Genomic DNA, 20,684 nt, shown 5'->3' with positions numbered 1-20,684 from the left:
TCATGCGGCCGCCTCCAGGTAGCTTTCCCACGCATCGACCGACACCGAGAGGTTCTGGCGCGGCACCGCATCCCCCCAGAGCTCGGCTTCCTCAAACACGACCGTATAGAGCCACTGCGGTTGCTCATCCAGGCCCTGCGCATTCGCATCGGCAAACACGTGCGCGCCGTGAACATGCTCGATGGTGCCTCGCTTGCCCTGCACATAGCCCGGCAGCCGCGTGTGATGGTTTGCCTTGCCGATGTGCATGCGCACGGCCTGCCCGACGGCAAAGCGCGCGGGGCCTGGCGCGACGCGCTCGGTCGGCGAACCCTTGGCGAGCACCGCGGGCACGTTCTGGGCCTGCAGCACGCGGGCGACCGGCGCGGCCGGATGGCGCATCTCGCCGGAGGCGATCTCGTCGGCAAAAACCTGCCCGCGCTGCAGCATCAGCTGCTCGAGCGCGCCAAGCCATATCTGGTAGTAGCTCAGGTCGCGGTAGTTCGGCAGCGTCTCGCGCATCGCACGGCTCGCATCGATGTTCCAGGAACCAGTGGCGCCCATGGCAAGCGTGAGCGCCAGCGCGCGCGGCTCCCAGCCGGCGTGGAAGAGTTCGCCTTCGGGCTCGGGCGTGACCGGCCCGAAGCCCGGCTGGCCGCCCAGGTCGGCATGCGTGACGTAGCTCATGCGGTGCTCCTCGCGGCGGCTGGCGCATCGGCAAGGCGGGTGCCGATCATCGAATCGCGTGAAACGAGGGTGGCGAGTTCGTCTTCGCTCCATCCTTCAGTGGCAACAGGCCTCTGCGGAATCACGAGATAGCGCACCTCGGCGGTCGAATCCCAGACGCGAATGCGCGTCGTCTCGGGCAGCACCGTGCCGAAATCGGCCAGCACACCGCGGGGGTCCTTCACGGCGCGCGAGCGGTATGGCGCGCTCTTGTACCAGGTGGGCGGCAGGCCGAGCACGGGCCAGGGGTAGCAGCTGCAGAGGGTGCAAACGACCATGTGATGTTGGTCATTGGTGTTCTCTACCGCCACCATGTGCTCGCCCTGGCGGCCGGTGTAGCCGAGCGAGGCAATGGCGGCCGTGGCGTCAGCCATCAGCCAGTCGTGGAAGTTTGGGTCGACCCAGGCCCGCGCCACCACCCGTGCCCCATTGCGCGGCCCGATGCGGGTCTGGTAGGTGTCGATCAGCGCGTCGAGGGCGGCGGGGTCGATATAGCCCTTCTGCGTGAGCACGCTTTCCAGCGCCCGCACGCGCAGGTCCATTTCGCCGAGTTCGCTGTGGTCGTGGGAGTGATCGTGGGAGTGGTCATGTCCGGTCATCGGCCAATGCTAGCGCCGCCCCGTAAAATTCCCAACATGACCTCGACCGCCCGCCCCGTCCGCTCCCAGTACGAAGACTTCATGCGCCACGTGGACACCCACGGGGTGTTCAAGAGCGACCGCACCGGCACGGGCACCAAGAGCGTGTTCGGCCACCAGATGCGCTTCGACCTGAACGAAGGCTTTCCGCTGGTGACCACGAAGAAGGTGCACCTGAAGTCCATCATCCAGGAACTGCTGTGGTTTTTGACCGGCTCCAGCAACAACAACTGGCTCAAGGAGCGCGGCGTCACCATCTGGGACGAATGGGCGCGCGAAGACGGCGACCTGGGCCCCGTGTACGGCGTGCAGTGGCGCAGCTGGCCCACGCCCGACGGCGGCCATATCGACCAGATCTCCGAAGTCATCAAGACGCTGAAGACCAACCCCGATTCGCGCCGCATCATCGTGAGCGCATGGAACGTGGCCGAGCTCTCGAAGATGGCCCTCATGCCCTGCCACGCCTTCTTCCAGTTCTACGTGGCGCCGCCGCAGGCACCCGGCGAGCGCGGCAAGCTGAGCTGCCAGCTCTACCAGCGCAGCGCCGACATCTTTCTTGGCGTGCCCTTCAACATTGCCAGCTACGCGCTGCTCACGCACATGGTGGCGCAGCAGTGCGACCTCGACGTGGGCGACTTCATCTGGACCGGCGGCGACTGCCACATCTACAGCAACCACGCCGAGCAGGTGGCGCTGCAGCTGAGCCGCACGCCCTACGCGTACCCCACGCTCCACATCAAGCGCAAGCCGGCTTCGATCTTCGACTACCAATACGAAGACTTCGAGGTGCTCGACTACAAGCACCACGAGGCGATCAAGGCGCCCGTGGCTGTGTGACCGCACTGTTCCCTCTGATATGCCCACACCGCGCCTGCACCTCATCTTCGCCCGCGCCGCCAACGGCGTGATCGGTGCCAAGGGCACCATGCCGTGGCACCTGCCCGAAGACATGGTGCACTTCAAGCAGCAGACGGCCGGCGCGCCGGTCATCATGGGCCGCAAGACGTGGGATTCGCTGCCGCCGCGCTTCAAGCCTCTGCCGGGTCGGCACAACATCGTCATCACGCGGCAGGACGACTGGAAAGCCGAAGGCGCGCACCGCGTGGGCAGCCTGCAGGAAGCGCTCGCACTGTGCGAAGAATCGCAGGTGCCCGATGTGTGGGTGATCGGCGGCGCGCAGATCTATGCCGAAGCCGAACCGCTCGCTCAGTACGCCGTGGTGACCGAGCTCGCGCACGACTACGAAGGCGATGCGCACGCGCCCGAACTCTCCCCTGCTGAATGGCGCGAGACAAAGCGCGAGCCGCACGTTTCGGCGAAGGAAGGCCTGAACTTCAGCTTCGTGACTTACGAACGCGTGGGATCACCCAAGACATGAGCGGCGGCATCCAACAACGCCCCGCTGTCCCGCCGCTGCGGCGCCGTTCCCTCCTGGCCGGCGCCGCACTGCTTTGGGGCCTGGCGCCGATGCGTGCGCTGCACGCGGCCGAGCGGCTCGAACCCGATGAAGAGGCGCTCTTCATGCCGGGCACGGCGCGTCCCACCAGCGATGGCCGGTTCGAGGTCGACATTCACGCCTGGGTGTACGAGCCCGAGCGACGCTGGGGCCTGAACGCCGCGTTCGCGCGCTACCTGGGCCTGAACCTGAACAAACTCTCTCCCGCGGCGCGCCTGCGCTTCAACCAGCGCACGGCGCTGTTCCACGCCGAATCGGAAGAAGGCAAGGTGTTCGACATCGATTTCGACGGCAGCCCCGCGCGCGTGAGCTCGCCGCCTTCGGGCGCCAACGGCCGCATGGACATGCGGATCGTCATCGATGCACCCAAGGCATCGCCTTCGGACGAATGGCTGAAGTTCCATGCCGTAACCGGCCCCGGCGAGCTGCTGCACCGCTTCAGGGGCCAGGCGCTGATCGTTCCTGCCGAGGGCCTGTCGATCATTTCGGACATCGACGACACCATCAAGCGCACGCAGGTGCGCGACCGGCGCGAGATGCTGCTGAACACGTTTGCACGCCGCTTCGAGGCGGCGCCCGGCATGGCAGCCTACTACCGTGCCCTGGCGCAAACGCCCGGCACGCGGTTTCACTATCTTTCGGCCAGCCCGATGCAGCTTTACCCCGCGCTGGCCGACTTCGTTCGCGATGCAGACTTTCCCACCGGCAGCATGCACCTGCGCGAGAGCACGAGCTGGCGCACGCTGATTCCGGGCGACCAGGATTCGCGCACACACAAGCTCGGCACCATCGAGCGGCTGCTGACCGACTTTCCGCACCGCCGGTTCATGCTGGTGGGCGATTCGGGTGAAAGCGATCCCGAAATTTACGGGCAGGTGGCGCGCACCCATCCCAGCCGTATCGACAGCATCGCCATACGCGATGTAACCGGTGAAGGCAGCACTGCCGGGCGCTACGCAACGGCTTTCGACGGCATCGACCCCGCACGCTGGCAGATTCTTCCGGCCAAGGGGCCGGCGCAGACGCAGGCCGCGCGATAAGCGGCTTCAGCCGCTACAAAATTCAGCACCTTCGTTTCAGGCCCTGGCAAAAACGAATACTTCGGTACACACTCAAAAGTCGTGTGCGGCGCAGGGATTAGGCACAAACGTGAATTTTTCCGCAAAATGTTTGTACCGCCATCTAGACAAGGAGACGGCTCATGTCCATGGAGTTTCTTCGAGTCATCGCCGAACAGAAATTGCCATACGTCGTCCACACGCCAGCAGATATCGACAGGGTGCGCGTGCTGCGTGCGGCCGAGCTGGTGACTGCTTTCATCCCGCCGTCCAGCCACGCGCCGGGCGACCGCGCCATACGCCAGCTCGCCCAGGTGGAATCGATCACCGCCAAGGGCAAGCTGGCGCTGAACAAGGCCACCTCGGCCTTCATCGAGCTCTGAGCTTCGCGGCCTCGAACCCCAGCCGCTTCATTGCGGCACCCGGACTGACTGCGGCCTTCGCATAACCGGCCCATGGGTCGTTGCCGCGGTCGAGCCGGGCATGGATGTTTCGGAGCGTCCACTGCGCGCCGCTTACCAGCGTCGGCACCTCGGCCCACTCCACCGGCACCGACACCCCCATGCCCGGGCGCGCACGCACCGACCATGCGCACACCGTGGTTGCACCGAAACCGTTGCGCAAGTAGTCGATGAAGATGCGGCCCACGCGGTTGCTCGGCCCGCTCTTGGCAACGAACATCTGCGGCACCGTGCGGGCCATGTGCCGCACGATGGCTTGTGAAAAATCCTTGACCGTGTCCCAGTCGTACTGCCGCTTGAGCGGCACGACCACGTGCAGCCCCTTGCCGCCGCTGGTCTTGCAGAAGGACGGCAGGCCGAGCTCGTCGAGCACCACGCGCATCAGCTCCGTGGCCTGCAGCACCATGGGCCAGCCGACACCCTCGCCCGGGTCCAGGTCGAAGGTCATGCGGTCGGGCTTGCCGATGAGCGTCTTCACTGCGTTCCAGGTGTGCAGCTCGATGACGTTCATCTGCGCCGCGCTCAACAGCCCCAGCGGGCTGGCCACTTCGATCAGCTCGGGGTGCGCGGGCCACAGCGCCGGATCGAGCTGCCGCACACCGGCCATCTGGCCCTCGTCGAGGTGCTTCTGAAAGAACAGCTGCCCCTTGATGCCCTGCGGCGCACGCACGAAAGACACTGGCCGGCTCTTCAGGTGCTCCATCATCAGCGGCGCTACAAGGCCGTAGAAGCGCACCACCTCGACCTTGGTGATGCCGGTGGTCGGGTCGACCACGCGGTCGGCATGCGACACCTTGAAGTTGGCCGGCATCGTGGCCGAGGGCTCCGGCCCGGCATTCGCGGCAGGCTTGGCCTTCGGCTGGTGAACCGGCTTCTCGCGGATGATGGCCTTGGCGGGTTTGTCGGTGCGCACGCTGTGGAACACCGGGTGCCGCACATGGCCGTCCTTCGTCCACTCCGAAAAAGTGACCTCGGCCAGCAGTACCGGCTTGACCCAATGCGCGCGGCGGTCGTTCTCCGTCGGGTCCTTGAATGGCCGCTTGTCGGTGCCGAGCGGCTTCAGCCTTTCGAGCATTTCGTTGAGGGTGCGGCCGTTGAAGCCCGCGCCAACCGCGCCCGAATAAATGAGGTTGCCCTTCTCATCGTGCACGCCGATCAGCAATGCGCCGATGCCCACGCGCGAGCCCTTCGGATCGGTATAGCCGCCAATCACGAACTCCTGCCGCCGTGAGCACTTGAGCTTGATCCAGTCGGGCGAGCGGCGGGATGCATAGGTGCTGTTCTTGCGCTTGCCGATCACGCCCTCCAGCCCGATCTTGCAGGCCGAAGCCACGATGTCTTCGGGGGGTGCATCGAAGATTTCGCTGAAGCGGATTTCAGGCGGCGCCTTCGCAAGCAGCGACTGCAGCAAGGCCCGGCGCTCCACGAGCGGCACGCCGGTGAGATCGAAGCCGTCGTAGTACGGCAGGTCGAAAAGAAAGTAGACGATGTTGCTGGTCTTCTCCTTGTCGAACGCGTTCTGCAGCGCCTGGAAATCGGTGCCTCCGGATTCGTTGAGCACTACGATCTCGCCATCCAGCCAGCCGGGCTTGAGCTTCATGGCCTTGATGGCGCGCACCAGCTGCGGCATGCGGCTACTCCAGTCGTGCCCGTTGCGCGTGATGAGCTGCACGTCTTTTTTTTCATCAATCCGCGCGAGCAGGCGGTACCCGTCGAACTTGATTTCGTAGAACCAGTTGTCGGGGTCGGCCGGCGGGCCGTCGACCAGCGTGGCAAGCAGCGGTGAAAGCTTGGCGGGCACGGCGGCCTTCACCGCATCGGCCGGCATGCCTCCACCCGATGCCTTGCCGCGTTTTTTGCGCGCAGGCTCCGCCTCTGCCGCGTGCGCCGCAGCCGCTGCCGCTGGCGTGGGCATCGGCATCTCCGCCACGCTGTCGGGAAACTGGTCGACCACGCTGAACTCGGCGGCCGGACGGGCGTAGTCGTCGTGCTCCTTGATCAGCAGCCACGCATCCTGCTTGCCGTCCTTGCTGCTGTGCATGCGCACCAGCGCCCACTTGCCGCGCAGCTTGTAGCCATGCAGTTCGAACTTGAGGTTTCCGGCCTTGTAGCCCTTGCGCGCATCGCCGATGGGCGTCCACGTGCCTTTGTCCCAGATGATCACCTTGCCCGCGCCGTACTGCTTGGGCGGTATCACGCCTTCGAACCGGTTGTACGAGATGGGGTGGTCCTCGACGTGCACGGCCATGCGCTTGTCGTGCGTGTCGTAGCTCGGGCCCTTGGGTACCGCCCAGCTTTTCATCGCACCATCGAGCTCGATGCGAAAGTCGTAGTGCAGCCGGCTTGCCCAGTGTTTCTGCACCACGAACTGCAGCGTGCCGGGCGCCGATGCGCCGCCTTCCTCCGGCTCGGGCGTGACGCCGAAGTTGCGCTTCTCCTTGTAGCGCTTCAGCGGGTTTGCGCGCGCCATGGTGTCTCGCTCCCCGCCTCCTGCGGATGGCTCGCCGCGTAGCGTTCGAGCAAAAGGTAAAGCACGACGCCGCCGGCCAGCGGCAGCAGGTAGTAGAGCGCGCGATACGCCAGCACGGCGCCCATCAACGTGCCCTGACGCACGGTGCCTGAAAGCAGCGCCAGGTACACGGCCTCAAGCACGCCCAGCCCGGCCGGAATGGGCGTGATCACCCCGACGATGGAAGCAGCGAGGAGCACGCTCAGCGTGGTTGCATACGGCACCTGCCGGCCCAGCAGCAGGTACATGGCGCAGCCCATCAGCGCCCAGTTGGCGGTGGAGAGCGTGAGCTGCACGAGCGCGAGCTGCGCTGAAGGAAGCTTCAGCCGCCGCCCCCTTACCTGCCATTGCCTCCCGCGCGAGAACGCACAGGCCACCACATAGGTTGCGGCCAGCAGGATCATCGCCACGCCAAGCACGCGCAGCGCGTCCGTCCCTATGTTGGCCTGGCGCGGGGGCGTGATGGCACCCGCCGCGAACAGGCCGCCCGCCAGCAGCCCGTAGCCCAGCCAGTTGGTCGCCAGGCTGATGCCGACGATCTGCGCCACGGTGGTTTCGTCCACCCCGGCGCGCGCATAGAGCCGCGCGCGCAGCGCAATGCCGCCCACCAGCGATCCCAGGTTGAGATTGAAGGCGTAGCTCGTGACCGCGATGGCCCAGGTGCGCCAGCGCGGCACGCCGTGGCGCGTGTGCCGCCTGCCGATGAGGTCGAAGCATCCGTACAGCGCATGGCTCGCGGTTGCGATGCCCAGCACGCCGAGCAGCAGCGTGGCGGGATAGCGCTGCAACGCATGCCATGCGCCCGCCCAATCGACCTTGTGCGCATGCGAAAGCAGCAGGCCCAGCACCGCGAGCCCGAGCAGCGGCAGCAGCCAGCGGCGGCAGCGCCGCCACAGCGAGGGCCTCGCGGTGGAAGGGCCGGGCGCTGAAAGCGTGGTGGCGTCGTGGTTCATGGTGTTGCTACAGAACGGAGACCAGCGCCGCCAGGTCGAGCGGCTTGAGCAGGTGATGGTCGAACCCGGCCATGGCAATGCGGTCCTTGTCGCCCTGCTGGCCCCAGCCGGTCAATGCGACAAGGATCAGGCCCTCGAGGGCGGGGTCGGCGCGCAGCTTGATGGCCAGTTCGCAACCGTCCATGCCCGGCATGCCGATGTCCAGGATCGCAAGTCCGGGCAGCACGCCTTCGGCCACCGCGCGCAGCGCCGCGTCGCCGCTGTAAGCCACGTGCGTCGAGGCGCCGAGCGACTGCAGCAGGTCGCTCAGTGCGTCGGCCGCATCGCGGTTGTCGTCCACGATCAGCACCGTGTTGGGCAGCGACGGCGGCCAGCCGCCAACAGCGGTCACCGGTAGCTTGGGCACGCCCGAGCCGATGCGCGTGAGCGGCAGGCGCACGCAGAACATCGCGCCCCGGCCGAGGCCCGCACTGACGGCTTCGACGCTGCCGCCGTGTAGTTCGACCAAGCTCTTGACCAACGTAAGCCCGATGCCCAACCCGCCCTGCGCCGCCTTGGAGGTGCCGCTGACCTGAACGAACATCTCGAAGATCGACTTCAGCATTTCGGGTGCAATGCCGGTGCCGTTGTCCCACACCTCGACCACGGCCTGGCGGCCTTCCTTGCGCAGCGCAATCCTGATCTTGCCGCCCGGCGCCGTGTACTTGGCGGCGTTGTTGAGCAGGTTCGAAAAGACCTGCGTCAGCCGAACGCCGTCGCCCCGCACCACCAGTGGCTCGGCGCACAGCTCGGTGGTCAGTTCGTGCTTCGATCCTTCGAGCAATGGGCGGCTCAGTTCGATCGCGTCCTTGATGACGGATTCGAGTGCCACCGCCTCCATGCGCAGTTCGATCTTGCCGCGCGTGATGCGCGAGATCTCCATGAGGTCGTTCACCAGACGCACCATGTGGTCGATCTGCCGGCCCATGAGTTCGTAGTAGCGCAGGGCCTCCGCGGCCTCGTGCGGCTTTCGCATCAGCAGGGTGAGCGCGGTGCTCATCGGCGCGAGCGGATTGCGCAGCTCGTGTGCCAGCGTCGCAAGAAACTCGGTCTTGCGCTGGTCGGCTTCGCGCAGCCCGTCGAGCAGATCGCGCAGCTGGTACTGGCGGTTGCGCGCGCGCAGCGCCGTGCGCACCGTGCTGATGAGCGACGCCACCCGCATCGGGCGCTCGATGACTGTGACGTTCGCGAGCTTGTCCATGGCTTCGGCAATGACGCGCGAGTCCGCGCCCTGGCGGGCAAGAATGAGCACCGGCACGTCTGACCATGGCGCCTGCGAACCCAGCACCTCGTTCAGCGCGGCCGCGGCCGGATCGGCCAGCACCTCTTCGGCCAGCATGACCGCGCCCGCGCCGCCCTGCAACTCCCGCACGAGCTCGCCCAGCGTCGCGCAGGAGTACGTGTCGATCTGGGCGCGAGCCAATACGGCATTGGCCATGAAGGCGTCCCTGGAGGTCGCGGTTCGCAACAGGATGCGCTGCTCGACGGGTGCCGGTGCTGCGCTCACGATTGGGGCTGCACGCCGTCGATGGGAATCGGAATGCCCGACAGGATGCCCCGGAAGTTACGCAGCGGCTCGCCGATCTTCAGGCCCGTGGCAGTCATCGAGAAATCGCGGATGGTCCGCTCGTGCGCCCCGCCGCGCTTCTTCAGCACCGAGATCGCCTGCCGCACTTCGCCGTCGAGCTCGAAATAGCGAAGCAGCACCACTGCGTCGGCCAGGTAGCTCGCATCCACGGGTGTCTGCATCTGCATGCCGATGAGGCCGTGCTGCGCCCCCACCAGCAGCGTGGCCACGCCCGCCTGCCCCAGGTAGGAGAGCAGTTCATGCAGCTGCGCAATCAGAAACCGCTCGTCGGGCATGGCGTTGAGATAGCCGTTCAGGCTGTCGATCACCACCACCGCCGCACCGGACTCCACCACCGCCAGCCGGATCAGGTGCACGAACTCGCCGGGCGACAGCTCGGCGGGGTCGACCTGCCGCACCTGGACGCGGCCGGCATCGATGTGGGCCCCCAGGTCCATCCCCATGCTTTCGCAGCGCGTGCGCAAGGTATGAATGCTCTCGTCGAAGACGAAGAGCGCCGCGCACTCGCCGCGCTGTGCGGCGGCAAGCGCGAACTGCACCGCCACGGTCGACTTGCCGGTGCCCGGCGCGCCGACGAACAGCGTGCTCGTTCCCCTTTCGATGCCGCCGCCCAGCAGGGCGTCGAGCGACTCGATGCCGCTTGGAATCCGCACCTGCGTGAGCGCGGCCGAATGCTCGGCCGCCACCAGGCGCGGAAACACGCGCAGGCCGCCGCGCTCGATGCGGTAGTCGTGATAGCCGCCGCGAAACTGCTGGCCGCGGTATTTGCTGACGACCAGGCGGCGCCGCGCCGCGCCGTAGTCGGAGCTGATCTGCTCCAGCCGCAGCACGGCATGGGCAATGCTCTGCACTTGCAGGTCGTGCTTCATGGCGGTCATGTCGTCGAGCAGCAGCACGGTGCACTGGCGGCCCGCGAAGAACTGCTTGAGCGCCAGGATCTGCCGCCTGTAGCGCAGCGAACTGCCCGCCAGCAGGCGCAGCTCCGAGAGCGAATCGAACACGACCCGCGAGGGCTTGATCACATCGACATCCGACAGGATCCGCAACGTGGTTTCGCTGAGCTCGACCTCCGAGGGATGGAACATCGTGTACTGCTCGTCGGGCTCCAGCGCGGTTTCCGAAGGGAGCATTTCGCGCACCTCGATGCCGCTCAAGTCCCATCCATGCGAATCCGCAACGCCCCTCAGTTCGTGCCCCGTTTCCGATAGGGTGACATACAACACCGATTCGCCGCGCTTGGCCCCTTCGATCAGGAACTGGAGCGCAATGGTGGTCTTGCCCGCGCCCGGCGTGCCTTCGACCAGGTAAAGGCGATTGGCCGTGAGGCCGCCTCCGAGAACATCGTCGAGGCCGGGCACGCCGATCTTGATCAGGCGTTCCTGCGTTGCCCCCATCGCGGCGTCGATCTTCATTTTTTCCTCCATCGTATGGACAGACGGTCCTTCTTTACGCTGTTGTCTGTTTGCGATCTGCCTGCGGGAAAACGACTCCGCAGGCCGGGCAATCGATGCCCGCAGGAATGATTTTTAGCTAGGGGGCAGAGCCTCACCTGTAGGGCGGCGCCTTTTTCGCGAGAGGACAAAGCTCCCGCCGCTCAAGACTTTTCCGGCGTCTTGTGCTCGGCCGAACCCGGGTCTTCGAGCTTCTTGTTCTCGACCTTCTTCATCATTTCCTCACCCTCGGTGTCGCTGCCGTCGGTGGGCACGGATTCTTCCTGCGTGATCTCGGGTTCGTCGGGCGAGCGTTTCGGGCGCGAGGCCGGCGGCGGTGTAGGCGTGTTCATGCGGCTATCTCCTGAGTAAGGCCCGACAGTGGCGCAGGCGCAGCGCCGGAGCGCTCAGGCAAAGACGTGAGCGCGGGTCAGCCAAGGCCGACGATGCGGCCCGGCGCCTCAGGCGCGTGCGGCGTTTTCTACCGGCGCTTCGCTCGCTTCGATGAAAAGCCGGCGGATCATGGGAAAACGCGCGCGCACCTGCCCTTCGATGGCCGAGACGGCATCGGCTGCTTCTCCCGTGGCCGTGCCCTCCTTGAAGTTCACGTCGACGATGGCCAGCACCTCATCGGGGCCGATGTACATCGACAGCACATGGCCGACATCGCTGACGCTGGGCTGCTCCATGGCCAGGCTGCGGATGGCCCTCGCGGTTTCGGGGCGAATGCCCTCGCCGATGAGAAGCCCGCGCGCCTGGCCGATCAGCAGCACCGCCACGCCGGCCAGCAGCAGGCCGATCACCACCGAGGCCGCGCCGTCGAGCTCAGGCAGGCCGAAGCGGTGGCTCAGGTAGATGCCCAGCGCGGCCACCGCCAGGCCGATGAGCGCCGCGGAATCTTCGGCCAGCACGGTATAGGTGGTCGGGTCCTTGCTTTGCCCGAGCGCACGCCAGAAAGGCACACCCTGCGCCTGGGCCCGGAATTGCCGCAACGCAATGAGAAAGCTCGTGCCTTCGAAGATGAAGGCCAGGGCCAGCACGACGTAGTTCCAGGTCGCATCGCGCATCGGCTCCGGGTTGCGGATGTGCTGGATGCCTTCGTAGAAAGACACGCCGCCGCCCAGCCCGAAGATGAGCACTGCGACGATCAGGCTCCAGAAGTAGAGCTCCTTGCCATGGCCGAACGGATGCTCGGGCGTTGCGGGCCGCTGGCTCAGCCTGATTCCCACCAGCAGCAATACGCCGTTGAAGGTGTCGACCGCGGAGTGGATGCCTTCCGACAGCATGGCCGAACTGCCGGTGATTCCGGCCACCACGAACTTGGTCGCGGCAATGGCCACGTTGGCGCCGATCGCGCCGTAGATGGCAACCTTGGATTCAGCCATCCCTCAGGAGGTGCGGCCCAAGACCGGCCCGCGACCCCGCTGCTTTTCAGGGAAGGCCAAGGTAGACCCGCAGGTCGTCCTTGTAGGTGCCCGCGGATGCAACCGCCAACCGGAGCCGGGTCTCGCTGACGCCGAACCACTTGGTCCAGTAGTCGACCTCTTTCAGGTCGGTGATGTCGATGTGCTCGTCGTTCTGCGGAACGCGAATCTCCATATCGTCCGGCATCGGGCTCTCCAGGTTGTTGGAAACGGCAGTTTCACAGCCGGGAAAACGCCCCTTGCCATCCGCCTTCCACGTTTGATGCAGGACAAGTTCTACACGCGCGCGCCTGGCGAGGCAGTGGCACGCTTTTTTTCGTGGAGCCGCTCCAGTCGGTATCCCAGGCCCTGCACCGCCCGCAAGTCCCAGCCGTTGGCCTTCAGGTCCAGGGTGCGCCGCAGGCGGGAAATGCTGACGTCCAGCGAGCGCGACTGCGTGTCTTCGCCCTTGTCCCACACGGTCGAATACAGCCAGTCGCGCGTGAGCGTGTGGCCCGCATGGCAGAAAAGCTCGAGCGCAAGGTCGAACTCGACTGCACGCAGATGTTCCCTTTCGCCCGACACCTCCACGACGTCGCTCGTGAGAGAAAAACGATAGCAGTCCCACGTCGGGTCGGCGTCGGGCACGCTCACGCCGAAGCGCCGCATGAACATGCGCGCCACGCAGCAGAACTCGATGAACGAGGTCGGGCTCACGATCACTTCGTTGGTCGCGTTCCAGTGCAGATCCGAAAGCGACGACAACTGCTTGCGCGAAGCAAGGCACAACACCGGCGTCTGGTGCCCCACCAGCGCCTTGACCTGCTGCAGCTGCAGGACGGACGACTCGGCGTCGCTCGCCACCGCCAGAAAGACCATGTCGAATCTGGACGGCGATGCGGTTCCCGCATCGGCCATCTCCGCGGTGCTCGCAAAGGCCGCGGGTTGGTGCCCGAACCTCCTGACAGCGCGGCGTGCGTATTCGCGCGTGCGCAGCTCAGGGTCGACCACTGCGATACGCGCGCCTTCGGGCCTTGCGAACATCATCGGGTGCAGGGCCCGGCGGTGCCATGCCGCGGCCGGCCGGGGACCCGGCTCGCTGCTGTCGTTGACTGCCTCGGCCGCCAGCACGGAGCCTTTGGCGAATTCGCTTCGGGCATCCACCTGGTTCATGGTCAGGACACTTGAAATTGGACTGCTCATGTTCAGTTCACCTTGACTGTGAAGAGGACCGTTCCGGAGGCGCCGGGGTCCAGCGGGCCTGTGAATTTCCAGCTCAGCGCGCCCGTTCCGCCCTCCGTTTGCGCGGCGGCGCAATCCACGGCAGCCGCCGGGGGCGGATTGGCGGGCGTTTGCTTCTGGCAGCTTGCGAGCGTGGCGGGCGTGGTGTCCGCCTGCGCGCCGGCAAAGGCGGTGTACTGCGGCGTCGTGTCGTTGACCGTCAAGCCGCTGATCGGGGTGGTGCCGTTGTTGGTGTAGGTGATGCGGTACTCCAGCGTCTCGCCGGGCTTGGCCTGGTTGTTGATGCCGAAGCTGCCGCCCTGCGTCACGTTGCGCACTTCCTTCCGGAGCTCCAGCGCGCTGGTCGACACGGTGGTGATGTCGCCCACCGTGTAGGTGGCGTTCAGGCCCGGGCTGGCGTTGGTGAAGACGAAGCTGGCCTGCACGGTGCTGGTGTTGCTGTTGCCGCTCATCGCGTTGGCGGGAATGAACTCCTGCATGACGATGCACACGTTTTGCCCGGCGGTCACCGTCACCGGCATGGCCGGCGGGTAGAGCAGCGCCGCGCCCGCCTGCAGTGCGCCGGTGCAGCCGGTGTCGGCAAAGATCTTGCCGCTCCAGCCGCTGAGCACCGGCGTGTCCACGGAGCTCGAGATGTCGAAGCTCACTTCGCCGCCGGTGCGCGCGGTAAAGGTGTGCGGATAGCTCACCGTGCTGCCCGGAAGGCCGTTCTTGGCGCCATCGGTGGCAAGCGTGTTGCGGTCGACGTCGCCGAAGTTCAGATCCGCGTGGCCGCTGCTGTTCCAGGTGAAGGCGATGCGGTCCGGCGTGCCTTCGCGGGTGTAGGTGTAGGCGGTGCCTGTGTTGGTCACGGCCTGGCCCGAGGGCAACTGCACGACGCCCAGCGAGGCGCCGGTGGAGATGCGCGACACCGTGTTGGTTTCTTCCACGCACAGCGCGTCACCCGTGCCGATGGTGAAGGGCACCGCCAGCGCGTACTTGCCGGTGCCGTCGGTGACGGCGGTCGAGAAGGTGGTTGCTGCGCAGTCGGTCAGCCGCATGCCGATGCCGCTCAGCCCGGTCTCGCCGCCATTGATGAGGCCGTCGTTCGCAATGCCGCCCGCCGTGCCGTTGTCGAGGAACACGCGGCCCGTCACGTTCTTGGGATAGCCGTTCACGAACGTGCAGGTGATGGCCGCCCCAGCGACCATGTGGGCCGCTGGAATGGCCAGTTGATTGCCCGTCAGCGTGCCGAACGTGGCGGCCGGGGTGGCACTGTTCAAGTCCACGCAGCTGGCGCTCACCGGGTTGGCCGGCCAGCCCTGCGGCGAGGTTTCGCTGATCGTGACACCGACACCGGCCGTGCCCGTGATAGTGGCTGCGCCCTCCACGCTGTCCTCACCCACCACCGTGATGCTGTCGCTTGCCACCGAAAGGCCGCTGAGCGCAAAGCGGAACAGGTTGCTGCCGGTGCCGCCGATCGTGGTCTTGACGATCTGCACCCGCGGATACGGCGGCGTGTAGGTGTTGGTGAAGGTACACGCAATGTTGCTGCCCGGCGCCGTGGCGGCCGCATCCAGCGTCACCCTGCGGTTCGGCAGGTCGGGCGTGGCCGTGCCGCCCGCGCCCAGGCCGGTACAGCTGATGCCGGTCAGTGCGTAGTCGGTAGGCAGCGGGTCTTCGGTGATGGTCGTCGCCGTGCTCGGCACCGCCACTGTCTGGATGGCGCCCGCCACCGGCGTGCCGAGCACGGTGGTGGTGAGGCTCTGCGGCGTCAGGCCGTTGTCTCCGCTGAAGCCGAAGGTTCCGGTCGCGCCCAACGACACCTTGCGGATGGTCACTGTGGCCGAGGCGGAATTCGTGAACACGCATTGCAGCGACTTGCCCAGCTGCACGCTGGTGGCGGGAATGGTGTAGGTGCGCCCGCTCGCTCCGGTGCCGAGGCTGCCGACCGGTGCTCCGGCGTCGGTGCAGCTTGCACCGGTCAGGTGCCAGCCGGGCACCGCGGGTTCGGTGATGCTGATGACCCTGTTGCTCGCACTGGCGCTGAAGGTCTGTACGCCCGCCGCGGCCGTGTTGCCGTCCACCTGCGCCGGTGTGCCGGCGGCGACGGTGCTGACCGTGCCGCTGGCTTGCGTGGTGTTGGTCAGGTTGAAGGTGAAGGGACCGCCGGCACCGTTGAGGGTGTTCTTCTGCAGGTTGACCGTCGCGGGCGCGCACAGCGCGCTGGTGGTGGCCTGGGCCAGGAAGCCTTGCGCGGGGGCGCCGCTCTTGACGTGGACAACCACCGTGTTCGAACCCGACTGCCAGTTGTTGACCAGCGTGGTGCTGGCTCCGGTGCCTGCCTGGAAACCTCCGTAGGCGTAGGGCGTGGCACCCCCCTGCGGCACGCCCGGAAGGCTCTGCAGAACCCCGTTGATGTACACCCCCGCCACCGAGTTGTCGGAATAGAAGTCCAGCTTCAGCGCGAAGCTCGCCGGATTGACCGACGGCGCCATGTTGAAGGTGAACCGGTGGTAGACGTCAACACTGCCTGTATGGTTCGTCGGGTACTGCGAGATCCAGTTCGCATTGCCGAAGGGAGACGCGATCCAGGCGGCCGGCGCCTTGTTCCCGATATACGAACGCGCCCACGTGGCAACGCTGCCGGGCCCGCCGGTGGCGGTGCCAACGCCCGACTCCCACACCGGATCGCGCCCGGTGGTCAGCGGCGGGCCGACGGGGCCGTCGAAGCCGGTGTTGAAGATCGCGGCGTTGGTCGAGCACATCACCGTCGGCGCAACGGGCGGCGGCGGCGGGTTCGCGTCGAATGCGTTGGTAAAGGTACAGACGATGTTGCTGCCGGGCGCGGTGGCCGCCGCATCGAGCGTGAGGATGCGTCCGTTGCGCGAGGCCGATCCGCCGGCGCCCAGGCCAGTGCACGAGGCATCGATCAGCGCATAGCCGGCCGGCGGCGCGCCTTCGGTGATGGTGGTGGCGATATTCGCCGCTGTGAGCGTCTGCACCGCCGTCGCGACCGGCGTGCCGGCCACGGTGGTGGTGATGTTCCGCGCCGCCAGGCCATTGCTTCCGGTGAAGCTGAAGGTGCCAACTCCGCCGAGCGAGGTCTTGCGGATGGTCACGGTCGGCCGGCTGCCAAACCGGTAGGGCTGCGGACTCGGCAGGTAGCTGTCTTCGCCGACGCTGAAGTTGCCGCTCAGGACGGCGCCGCCCACCGTGACTTGCGTGGTGCTGTAGACCGCAGCCACGGTGCTGGTTGCCCTTACCTGGCAGAGGCCCGCCGCCGTGGTGGTGCAGCTGCCGGCCGCACCGACCGCGCCGCCGTTGAACGCGACGTTCGGCGTGGCGCCGAAGGTCACCACCGTGCCGGCCTGCACCGGATTGCCGGACTCGTCGCGAATGAACGCTTCGAGCACGTCCTGCGCGGTGCCGTTGGCCAGTTGGTTGTCGGTAACCACTCGCACGCCCGACTGGCTGCCGGCCGCGGGGCCGACCACGATGGCGGTCTGTGCGTTGGCGCAGCTCACCGTGCTGCTGGAGAAGCAGCCGGCGCCGGCGGCCATGACCGGCAGGCCCGCGCCGCTCACGTTGGTGCTGGCGTAGTTGGTCAGCACGGTACCTGTGTCGACGATCGGCGCGGTCGCGTTCAGCGTGAAGCCGCGCACGCCCGTGGTTGCCGGAATGCCGCCCGCGGGCAGCGTCATGGTGCAGTTGAGCAGCGCACCGGGAGCGCTCGGCAGCGCGCCGCAGCTCACCGACGTGACACCCGTGCCCGGCACCACCGAGTTGGCCACCACGCCCGGCGGCAATTGCTCGCTCACCACCAGCGTCGTGCCGGTGGCCACCGGGCCGGTGTTGGCAAAGCTCAGCCCGTAGACGATGCTGCCGCCGGCTCCCGCGGTCGCCGATGCGGTCTTGTTCACCGCGACGCGCGCGGTGGCCGTGTTGGTGAAGGTACAGGCAATGGCCGCCGCGGGCCGCATCACGCTCGCGGGCAGGGTTGCGGTGTTGCCGTTGAGCATGGCCAGCTGCGTCGTCGGGTTGCCGCTCGTCGCGGCTGCGGAATCCAGGCAGGACACCGACACCGGGTTGGCCGGCCAGCCCGCGGGCACGCTCGACTCCTGCGCGGTGGCCTCGACGCCTGGCTTGCCCACGTGCACGGTGGCGGAGGCCTGCGGCGTGGCCAATGCGGTCACCGCGATGCTGTCCGTCGGATTGGTCACGCCGGTCAGCGCGAAGCCGAAGGTGTGGGTGCCGGTGATGTTGGTCTTGGTCTTGCGCAGCGTGATGCGGGGTTCGCCCAGCACCGGCGTGGTCACGCTGCTGGTGCAGTTGCCCGTCGCGTTGCACAACGGGTCGCCACCGCCCGTGGCCGTCGCGGTGTTGGCCACGCTCGGCGAGGCGCCGGGCAGCGGCGTGACTGGAATGACGAACTCGGCAGTGCCGGTGGTGGCGGCAAGCCCCGCAGGCACAGTACAGCTCACGACCTGCCCGCTTGCGCTGCAGCCTGCGGGCATGGCGCCGAGCGCGAGCGTGGCGGGCACCGTGTCGCTGATCGTCGCGGCAGCGGTGGTTGCGACCGGGCCGATGTTGTTCAGCGTGAGCGTGTAGCTCGACGGCACACCGACCGCGAAGCTGGCAGCGCCGGCGGTCTTCACCAGCTTTAGCTGCGGCTGGACCGTGTTGGTGAACGTGCAGTTGATGTCGCTGCCCGGTGCGGTGGCCGCGGCGTTCAGCGCGATGGTGCGCGTGGCCAGGTTCGGCGTGGCGGTGCCTCCGGGGCCCATGCCCGTGCAGCTGATGCCGGTCAACGCATAGGGGACCGGCGGCACGCTTTCGGTGATGCTGGTGGCGGTGTTCGCGGCCGTGAGCACCTGCTCCGCGGCGGCAATGGCAACGCCGTCGTCTTCCGTCGTCACGTTGGTGGCGGTGAAGCCATTGGTGCCGGTGAAGGCAAAGCTGTCCGTGCCGCCGATGGACACCTTGCTGACCGTCATCGTCGGCAGCTTGGTGTTGGTGAAGGTACACGCAATGTTGCTGCCGGCCGCCGTGGCCGCCGCGTTCAGCGTGACGGCACGCGCGGCGAGGTTCACCGTGGCCGTGCCGCCCGCGCCCATGCCCGTGCAGGCAATGCCCTTGAGCCGCCAGCCGACAGGCGGCACGCCTTCGGTGATGGTGGTTGCGGCGCCCACGGTGGTCAGGCCCGACGGATCGCCCTCCTCTGGCGTGTTGGCCGCGGAGGTGGTGATGCTCTGCGCGGCAAAGCCGTTGGAGCCGGTGAAGGAGAAGCTTCCCGTTCCGCCTTCGGTCACCTTGCTGACGGTCACTACCACGCGGATGTTGGTGAAGGTACAGGCAATGTTGGCGCCGTAGTCGGTGGCGGCCGCATTCAGGGTCACGCGCCGTAGCGCGAGGTCGTAGGTTGCAGTGCCGCCGGTGGCCATGCCGGTACATGAGATGGCGCGCAGCGCAAAGCCCGCGGGCGGTACGGCCTGCTGCAGGAAGGTGTCGCTCCGCGTGACCGCCAGTTCCCTGGTCGGGCCCGATTCCCCCTGGCCGGCCACCGTCGTGACGATGGGACTGACAGGCGCCGCGTCGTTGGTGCCGGTGAACGCGAAGGAACCCACGCCGCCGTTGGAGACGACGGTGGTCGTGACGCGCGCAGGCATCAACGGCGGCGTGAGGTAGGCGAGGACGATGGTGTCGGTTTCGTCCACCGCAATGCCGTCGTCGTTGTTCGCGGTCGCGTCATTGGGCACCGTGCAGTAGTGCGGGTTGCCCGGCGATGCCGCCTGGACGCAAACCCGGGCGCCGTTGACGACCGGGTAGCTGCCGGCCGCCACGGTGGGCTGCGGAAACACCGGGATGTCGAAGTTGGCTTCGCCGCCGTCCGTCATGCCCGGTCCGCTCGAACCTGCGAGCGGCGTGGGGTTGAGCTGGCAGGTCACCGCCACCGGCGAGCCGGCCTTTGTGCAGTTGGCGGGCAAGGTGCCGGTGTTCCATCCGGCGGGAAGGACCAGCATCGCGGTCGAGTTGTCGGTGGCCGTGGTGCGCCCGGGTCCGAAGTTCTTCGCCGTGAGCCTGACGTTGCGTTCCTGCCCGTGGCTGGTCCACGCGTCCGGCGGCACGGTGACTCGCACCTGCAGGTCGGGCCGGCCGGTGATGATGTTCGTGCAGGTGTAGTCCTCCTGCGTCGCGAGCGTGTGCGCGGTGGCGCAGGTACCGGTCCTGACGAAGTTGTAGACGCTGACGCCGCTCGGAGGCACCGCGCTGCCGCTGTAGCTGCTGCCGCCCGCCACGTAGGTCTCGTAGTTGTCCTGGTAGCGGGCCGTGTTGTTGGCGACCGTCGGCGGGTAGAACGGCAGACGGCCCGCGGTCGGGCGCCAGGTGGCGGTGTTCGTGCTGGGGCCGAGCGCTTGGCTCCATGCATAGTTGACGAAGCTGATGCGCTGCGACACGCGCGCGTCCGGAAACTCGCTTCGCACACCGGAGAAGCCGTCGATCAGCTCTCCGCCGCCGAGGTCTTCCAGGCCGTTGCAAGTGTTGGTGGCCGAATAGGGACAAACGGTGCGCGGGGCACGCACGGGGCCTGGCACTGCAGAGCCGGGACCGGTGCCGCCGTCGTTCGTGGTGATGCCCAGCGTGTAGCTTGCGCCGCCGGTGGCAGCGACGCGGAACCAGTCGCCTGCAACGACCGTGACCGGCCGGCAGGTGAAGGTGAGCTGCGTCGGATAGATGTTGGCCGACGAGCCGTTGAACATGCGGTCGACGCCGCCCATCACTGCAATCACGGTGCCGGCCGGGCAGGCCTGCGGACCGCGCCGCGTCATGCCTTCGATGGGACGGCCGGTGGCCCCGCGCTGGGCCGGCGCGCGCCAGGTGATGGTCGCGGCGGCCGCGCCCTCGGTAACGGTGAACGGAGAGCAGCGCAGTTCATAAGCGCGCAAGCCGCCGGTGAGGTTGGCGAAGGTGCCGTTGACCACGGCGCTGTGATAGCGCTCCCACATCGTCAGGCCGGTTGGAAAACCAGTGATGCAGGAGGTCCGCCATGATCCGCCGGCATTGACGCCCACGACCGTGCCGTTGATCAGCGTGCCTGTCTGCGGCCCGAGCACCTGCTGCGCGTGCCCGGAAAGCGGCACGGCCACGAGCCACGCCCCGCACAGGAGCCACCACCATGCCGTGCCCGCGATGGAGCCCAGCGTGTTCTTGAGTCTTTGCAT

At 67.1% G+C, this 20,684-nt stretch carries 15 protein-coding genes; 4 read left to right on the top strand and 11 right to left on the bottom strand.

Annotated features, from left to right (window positions below):
* The gene (nthB, locus tag GOQ09_RS08450; protein ID WP_157613030.1) at positions 1-666 is read right to left on the bottom strand and encodes a nitrile hydratase subunit beta; all 666 of its coding nucleotides are present in this window, start codon (positions 664-666) and stop codon (positions 1-3) included.
* On the bottom strand, positions 663-1,304 hold the full coding sequence (gene nthA, locus GOQ09_RS08445) for a nitrile hydratase subunit alpha (protein WP_157613029.1): 642 nt from the start codon (positions 1,302-1,304) through the stop codon (positions 663-665). Before nthA ends, nthB begins: the two co-directional genes overlap by 4 nt.
* Before the next feature lie 36 nt (positions 1,305-1,340).
* On the opposite strand from nthA, the gene GOQ09_RS08440 reads away from it, so the two are divergent.
* The 4 genes from GOQ09_RS08440 to GOQ09_RS08425 all read left to right on the top strand — a co-directional run bounded on the left by GOQ09_RS08440 (position 1,341) and on the right by GOQ09_RS08425 (position 4,240).
* Positions 1,341-2,180 (top strand): thymidylate synthase, encoded by an 840-nt coding sequence (locus tag GOQ09_RS08440; protein WP_157613028.1) that lies wholly within the window; start codon positions 1,341-1,343, stop codon positions 2,178-2,180.
* Between the two features lie 19 nt (positions 2,181-2,199).
* The gene (locus tag GOQ09_RS08435; protein WP_157613027.1) at positions 2,200-2,721 is read left to right on the top strand and encodes a dihydrofolate reductase; all 522 of its coding nucleotides are present in this window, start codon (positions 2,200-2,202) and stop codon (positions 2,719-2,721) included.
* The gene (locus GOQ09_RS08430; protein WP_157613026.1) at positions 2,718-3,839 is read left to right on the top strand and encodes a phosphatidate phosphatase App1 family protein; all 1,122 of its coding nucleotides are present in this window, start codon (positions 2,718-2,720) and stop codon (positions 3,837-3,839) included. The genes GOQ09_RS08435 and GOQ09_RS08430 overlap by 4 nt, the downstream gene beginning before the upstream one ends.
* A 161-nt stretch (positions 3,840-4,000) precedes the next feature.
* A complete protein-coding gene (locus GOQ09_RS08425) occupies positions 4,001-4,240 on the top strand; it encodes a hypothetical protein (protein ID WP_157613025.1) in 240 nt (79 codons plus the stop codon).
* On the opposite strand, the gene ligD is transcribed toward GOQ09_RS08425, so the two are convergent.
* The 9 genes from ligD to GOQ09_RS08380 form a co-directional block, all read right to left on the bottom strand.
* The gene (gene ligD, locus GOQ09_RS08420) at positions 4,227-6,788 is read right to left on the bottom strand and encodes a DNA ligase D (protein WP_157613024.1); all 2,562 of its coding nucleotides are present in this window, start codon (positions 6,786-6,788) and stop codon (positions 4,227-4,229) included. The genes GOQ09_RS08425 and ligD overlap by 14 nt on opposite strands.
* Positions 6,767-7,780 carry a lysylphosphatidylglycerol synthase domain-containing protein gene (locus tag GOQ09_RS08415; protein WP_157613023.1) on the bottom strand — a complete coding sequence of 338 codons (1,014 nt, stop codon included), beginning with the start codon at positions 7,778-7,780 and terminating at the stop codon, positions 6,767-6,769. The genes ligD and GOQ09_RS08415 overlap by 22 nt, the downstream gene beginning before the upstream one ends.
* A 7-nt stretch (positions 7,781-7,787) precedes the next feature.
* On the bottom strand, positions 7,788-9,326 hold the full coding sequence (locus GOQ09_RS08410) for a hybrid sensor histidine kinase/response regulator (protein WP_242631036.1): 1,539 nt from the start codon (positions 9,324-9,326) through the stop codon (positions 7,788-7,790).
* A complete protein-coding gene (locus GOQ09_RS08405; RefSeq protein WP_157613022.1) occupies positions 9,323-10,819 on the bottom strand; it encodes an ATPase domain-containing protein in 1,497 nt (498 codons plus the stop codon). Before GOQ09_RS08405 ends, GOQ09_RS08410 begins: the two co-directional genes overlap by 4 nt.
* Before the next feature lie 182 nt (positions 10,820-11,001).
* Positions 11,002-11,190, bottom strand: a complete 189-nt coding sequence (locus GOQ09_RS08400; RefSeq protein ID WP_157613021.1) for a hypothetical protein — start codon at positions 11,188-11,190, stop codon at positions 11,002-11,004.
* Between the two features lie 108 nt (positions 11,191-11,298).
* Positions 11,299-12,222 (bottom strand): cation diffusion facilitator family transporter, encoded by a 924-nt coding sequence (locus GOQ09_RS08395; RefSeq protein WP_157613020.1) that lies wholly within the window; start codon positions 12,220-12,222, stop codon positions 11,299-11,301.
* Between the two features lie 46 nt (positions 12,223-12,268).
* Positions 12,269-12,448 (bottom strand): DUF3606 domain-containing protein, encoded by a 180-nt coding sequence (locus GOQ09_RS08390; RefSeq protein ID WP_126747474.1) that lies wholly within the window; start codon positions 12,446-12,448, stop codon positions 12,269-12,271.
* 89 nt (positions 12,449-12,537) lie between these two features.
* Positions 12,538-13,443 carry a response regulator transcription factor gene (locus tag GOQ09_RS26295; RefSeq protein WP_242631035.1) on the bottom strand — a complete coding sequence of 302 codons (906 nt, stop codon included), beginning with the start codon at positions 13,441-13,443 and terminating at the stop codon, positions 12,538-12,540.
* Between the two features lie 2 nt (positions 13,444-13,445).
* Positions 13,446-20,684: an Ig-like domain-containing protein gene (locus GOQ09_RS08380; RefSeq protein WP_242631034.1), complete on the bottom strand. Its 7,239-nt coding sequence runs from the start codon at positions 20,682-20,684 to the stop codon at positions 13,446-13,448.

It is taken from the genome of Variovorax paradoxus, from assembly GCF_009755665.1.
Taxonomy (GTDB): Bacteria; Pseudomonadota; Gammaproteobacteria; order Burkholderiales; family Burkholderiaceae_C; genus Variovorax; species Variovorax paradoxus_G.
Note: the sequence above shows the minus strand (reverse complement) of the source record. Positions and strands in the feature narration are given on the sequence as shown.

Coding starts and splice junctions, on each gene's coding strand:
- nthB (WP_157613030.1), bottom strand. CDS start 666: ATGAGCTACGTCACGCATGCCGACCTGGGCGGCCAGCCGGGCTTCGGG.
- GOQ09_RS08400 (WP_157613021.1), bottom strand. CDS start 11,190: ATGAACACGCCTACACCGCCGCCGGCCTCGCGCCCGAAACGCTCGCCC.
- GOQ09_RS08430 (WP_157613026.1), top strand. CDS start 2,718: ATGAGCGGCGGCATCCAACAACGCCCCGCTGTCCCGCCGCTGCGGCGC.
- GOQ09_RS08435 (WP_157613027.1), top strand. CDS start 2,200: ATGCCCACACCGCGCCTGCACCTCATCTTCGCCCGCGCCGCCAACGGC.
- GOQ09_RS26295 (WP_242631035.1), bottom strand. CDS start 13,443: ATGAGCAGTCCAATTTCAAGTGTCCTGACCATGAACCAGGTGGATGCC.
- ligD (WP_157613024.1), bottom strand. CDS start 6,788: ATGGCGCGCGCAAACCCGCTGAAGCGCTACAAGGAGAAGCGCAACTTC.
- GOQ09_RS08425 (WP_157613025.1), top strand. CDS start 4,001: ATGTCCATGGAGTTTCTTCGAGTCATCGCCGAACAGAAATTGCCATAC.
- GOQ09_RS08390 (WP_126747474.1), bottom strand. CDS start 12,448: ATGCCGGACGATATGGAGATTCGCGTTCCGCAGAACGACGAGCACATC.
- GOQ09_RS08440 (WP_157613028.1), top strand. CDS start 1,341: ATGACCTCGACCGCCCGCCCCGTCCGCTCCCAGTACGAAGACTTCATG.
- GOQ09_RS08380 (WP_242631034.1), bottom strand. CDS start 20,684: ATGCAAAGACTCAAGAACACGCTGGGCTCCATCGCGGGCACGGCATGG.
- nthA (WP_157613029.1), bottom strand. CDS start 1,304: ATGACCGGACATGACCACTCCCACGATCACTCCCACGACCACAGCGAA.
- GOQ09_RS08405 (WP_157613022.1), bottom strand. CDS start 10,819: ATGAAGATCGACGCCGCGATGGGGGCAACGCAGGAACGCCTGATCAAG.
- GOQ09_RS08395 (WP_157613020.1), bottom strand. CDS start 12,222: ATGGCTGAATCCAAGGTTGCCATCTACGGCGCGATCGGCGCCAACGTG.
- GOQ09_RS08415 (WP_157613023.1), bottom strand. CDS start 7,780: ATGAACCACGACGCCACCACGCTTTCAGCGCCCGGCCCTTCCACCGCG.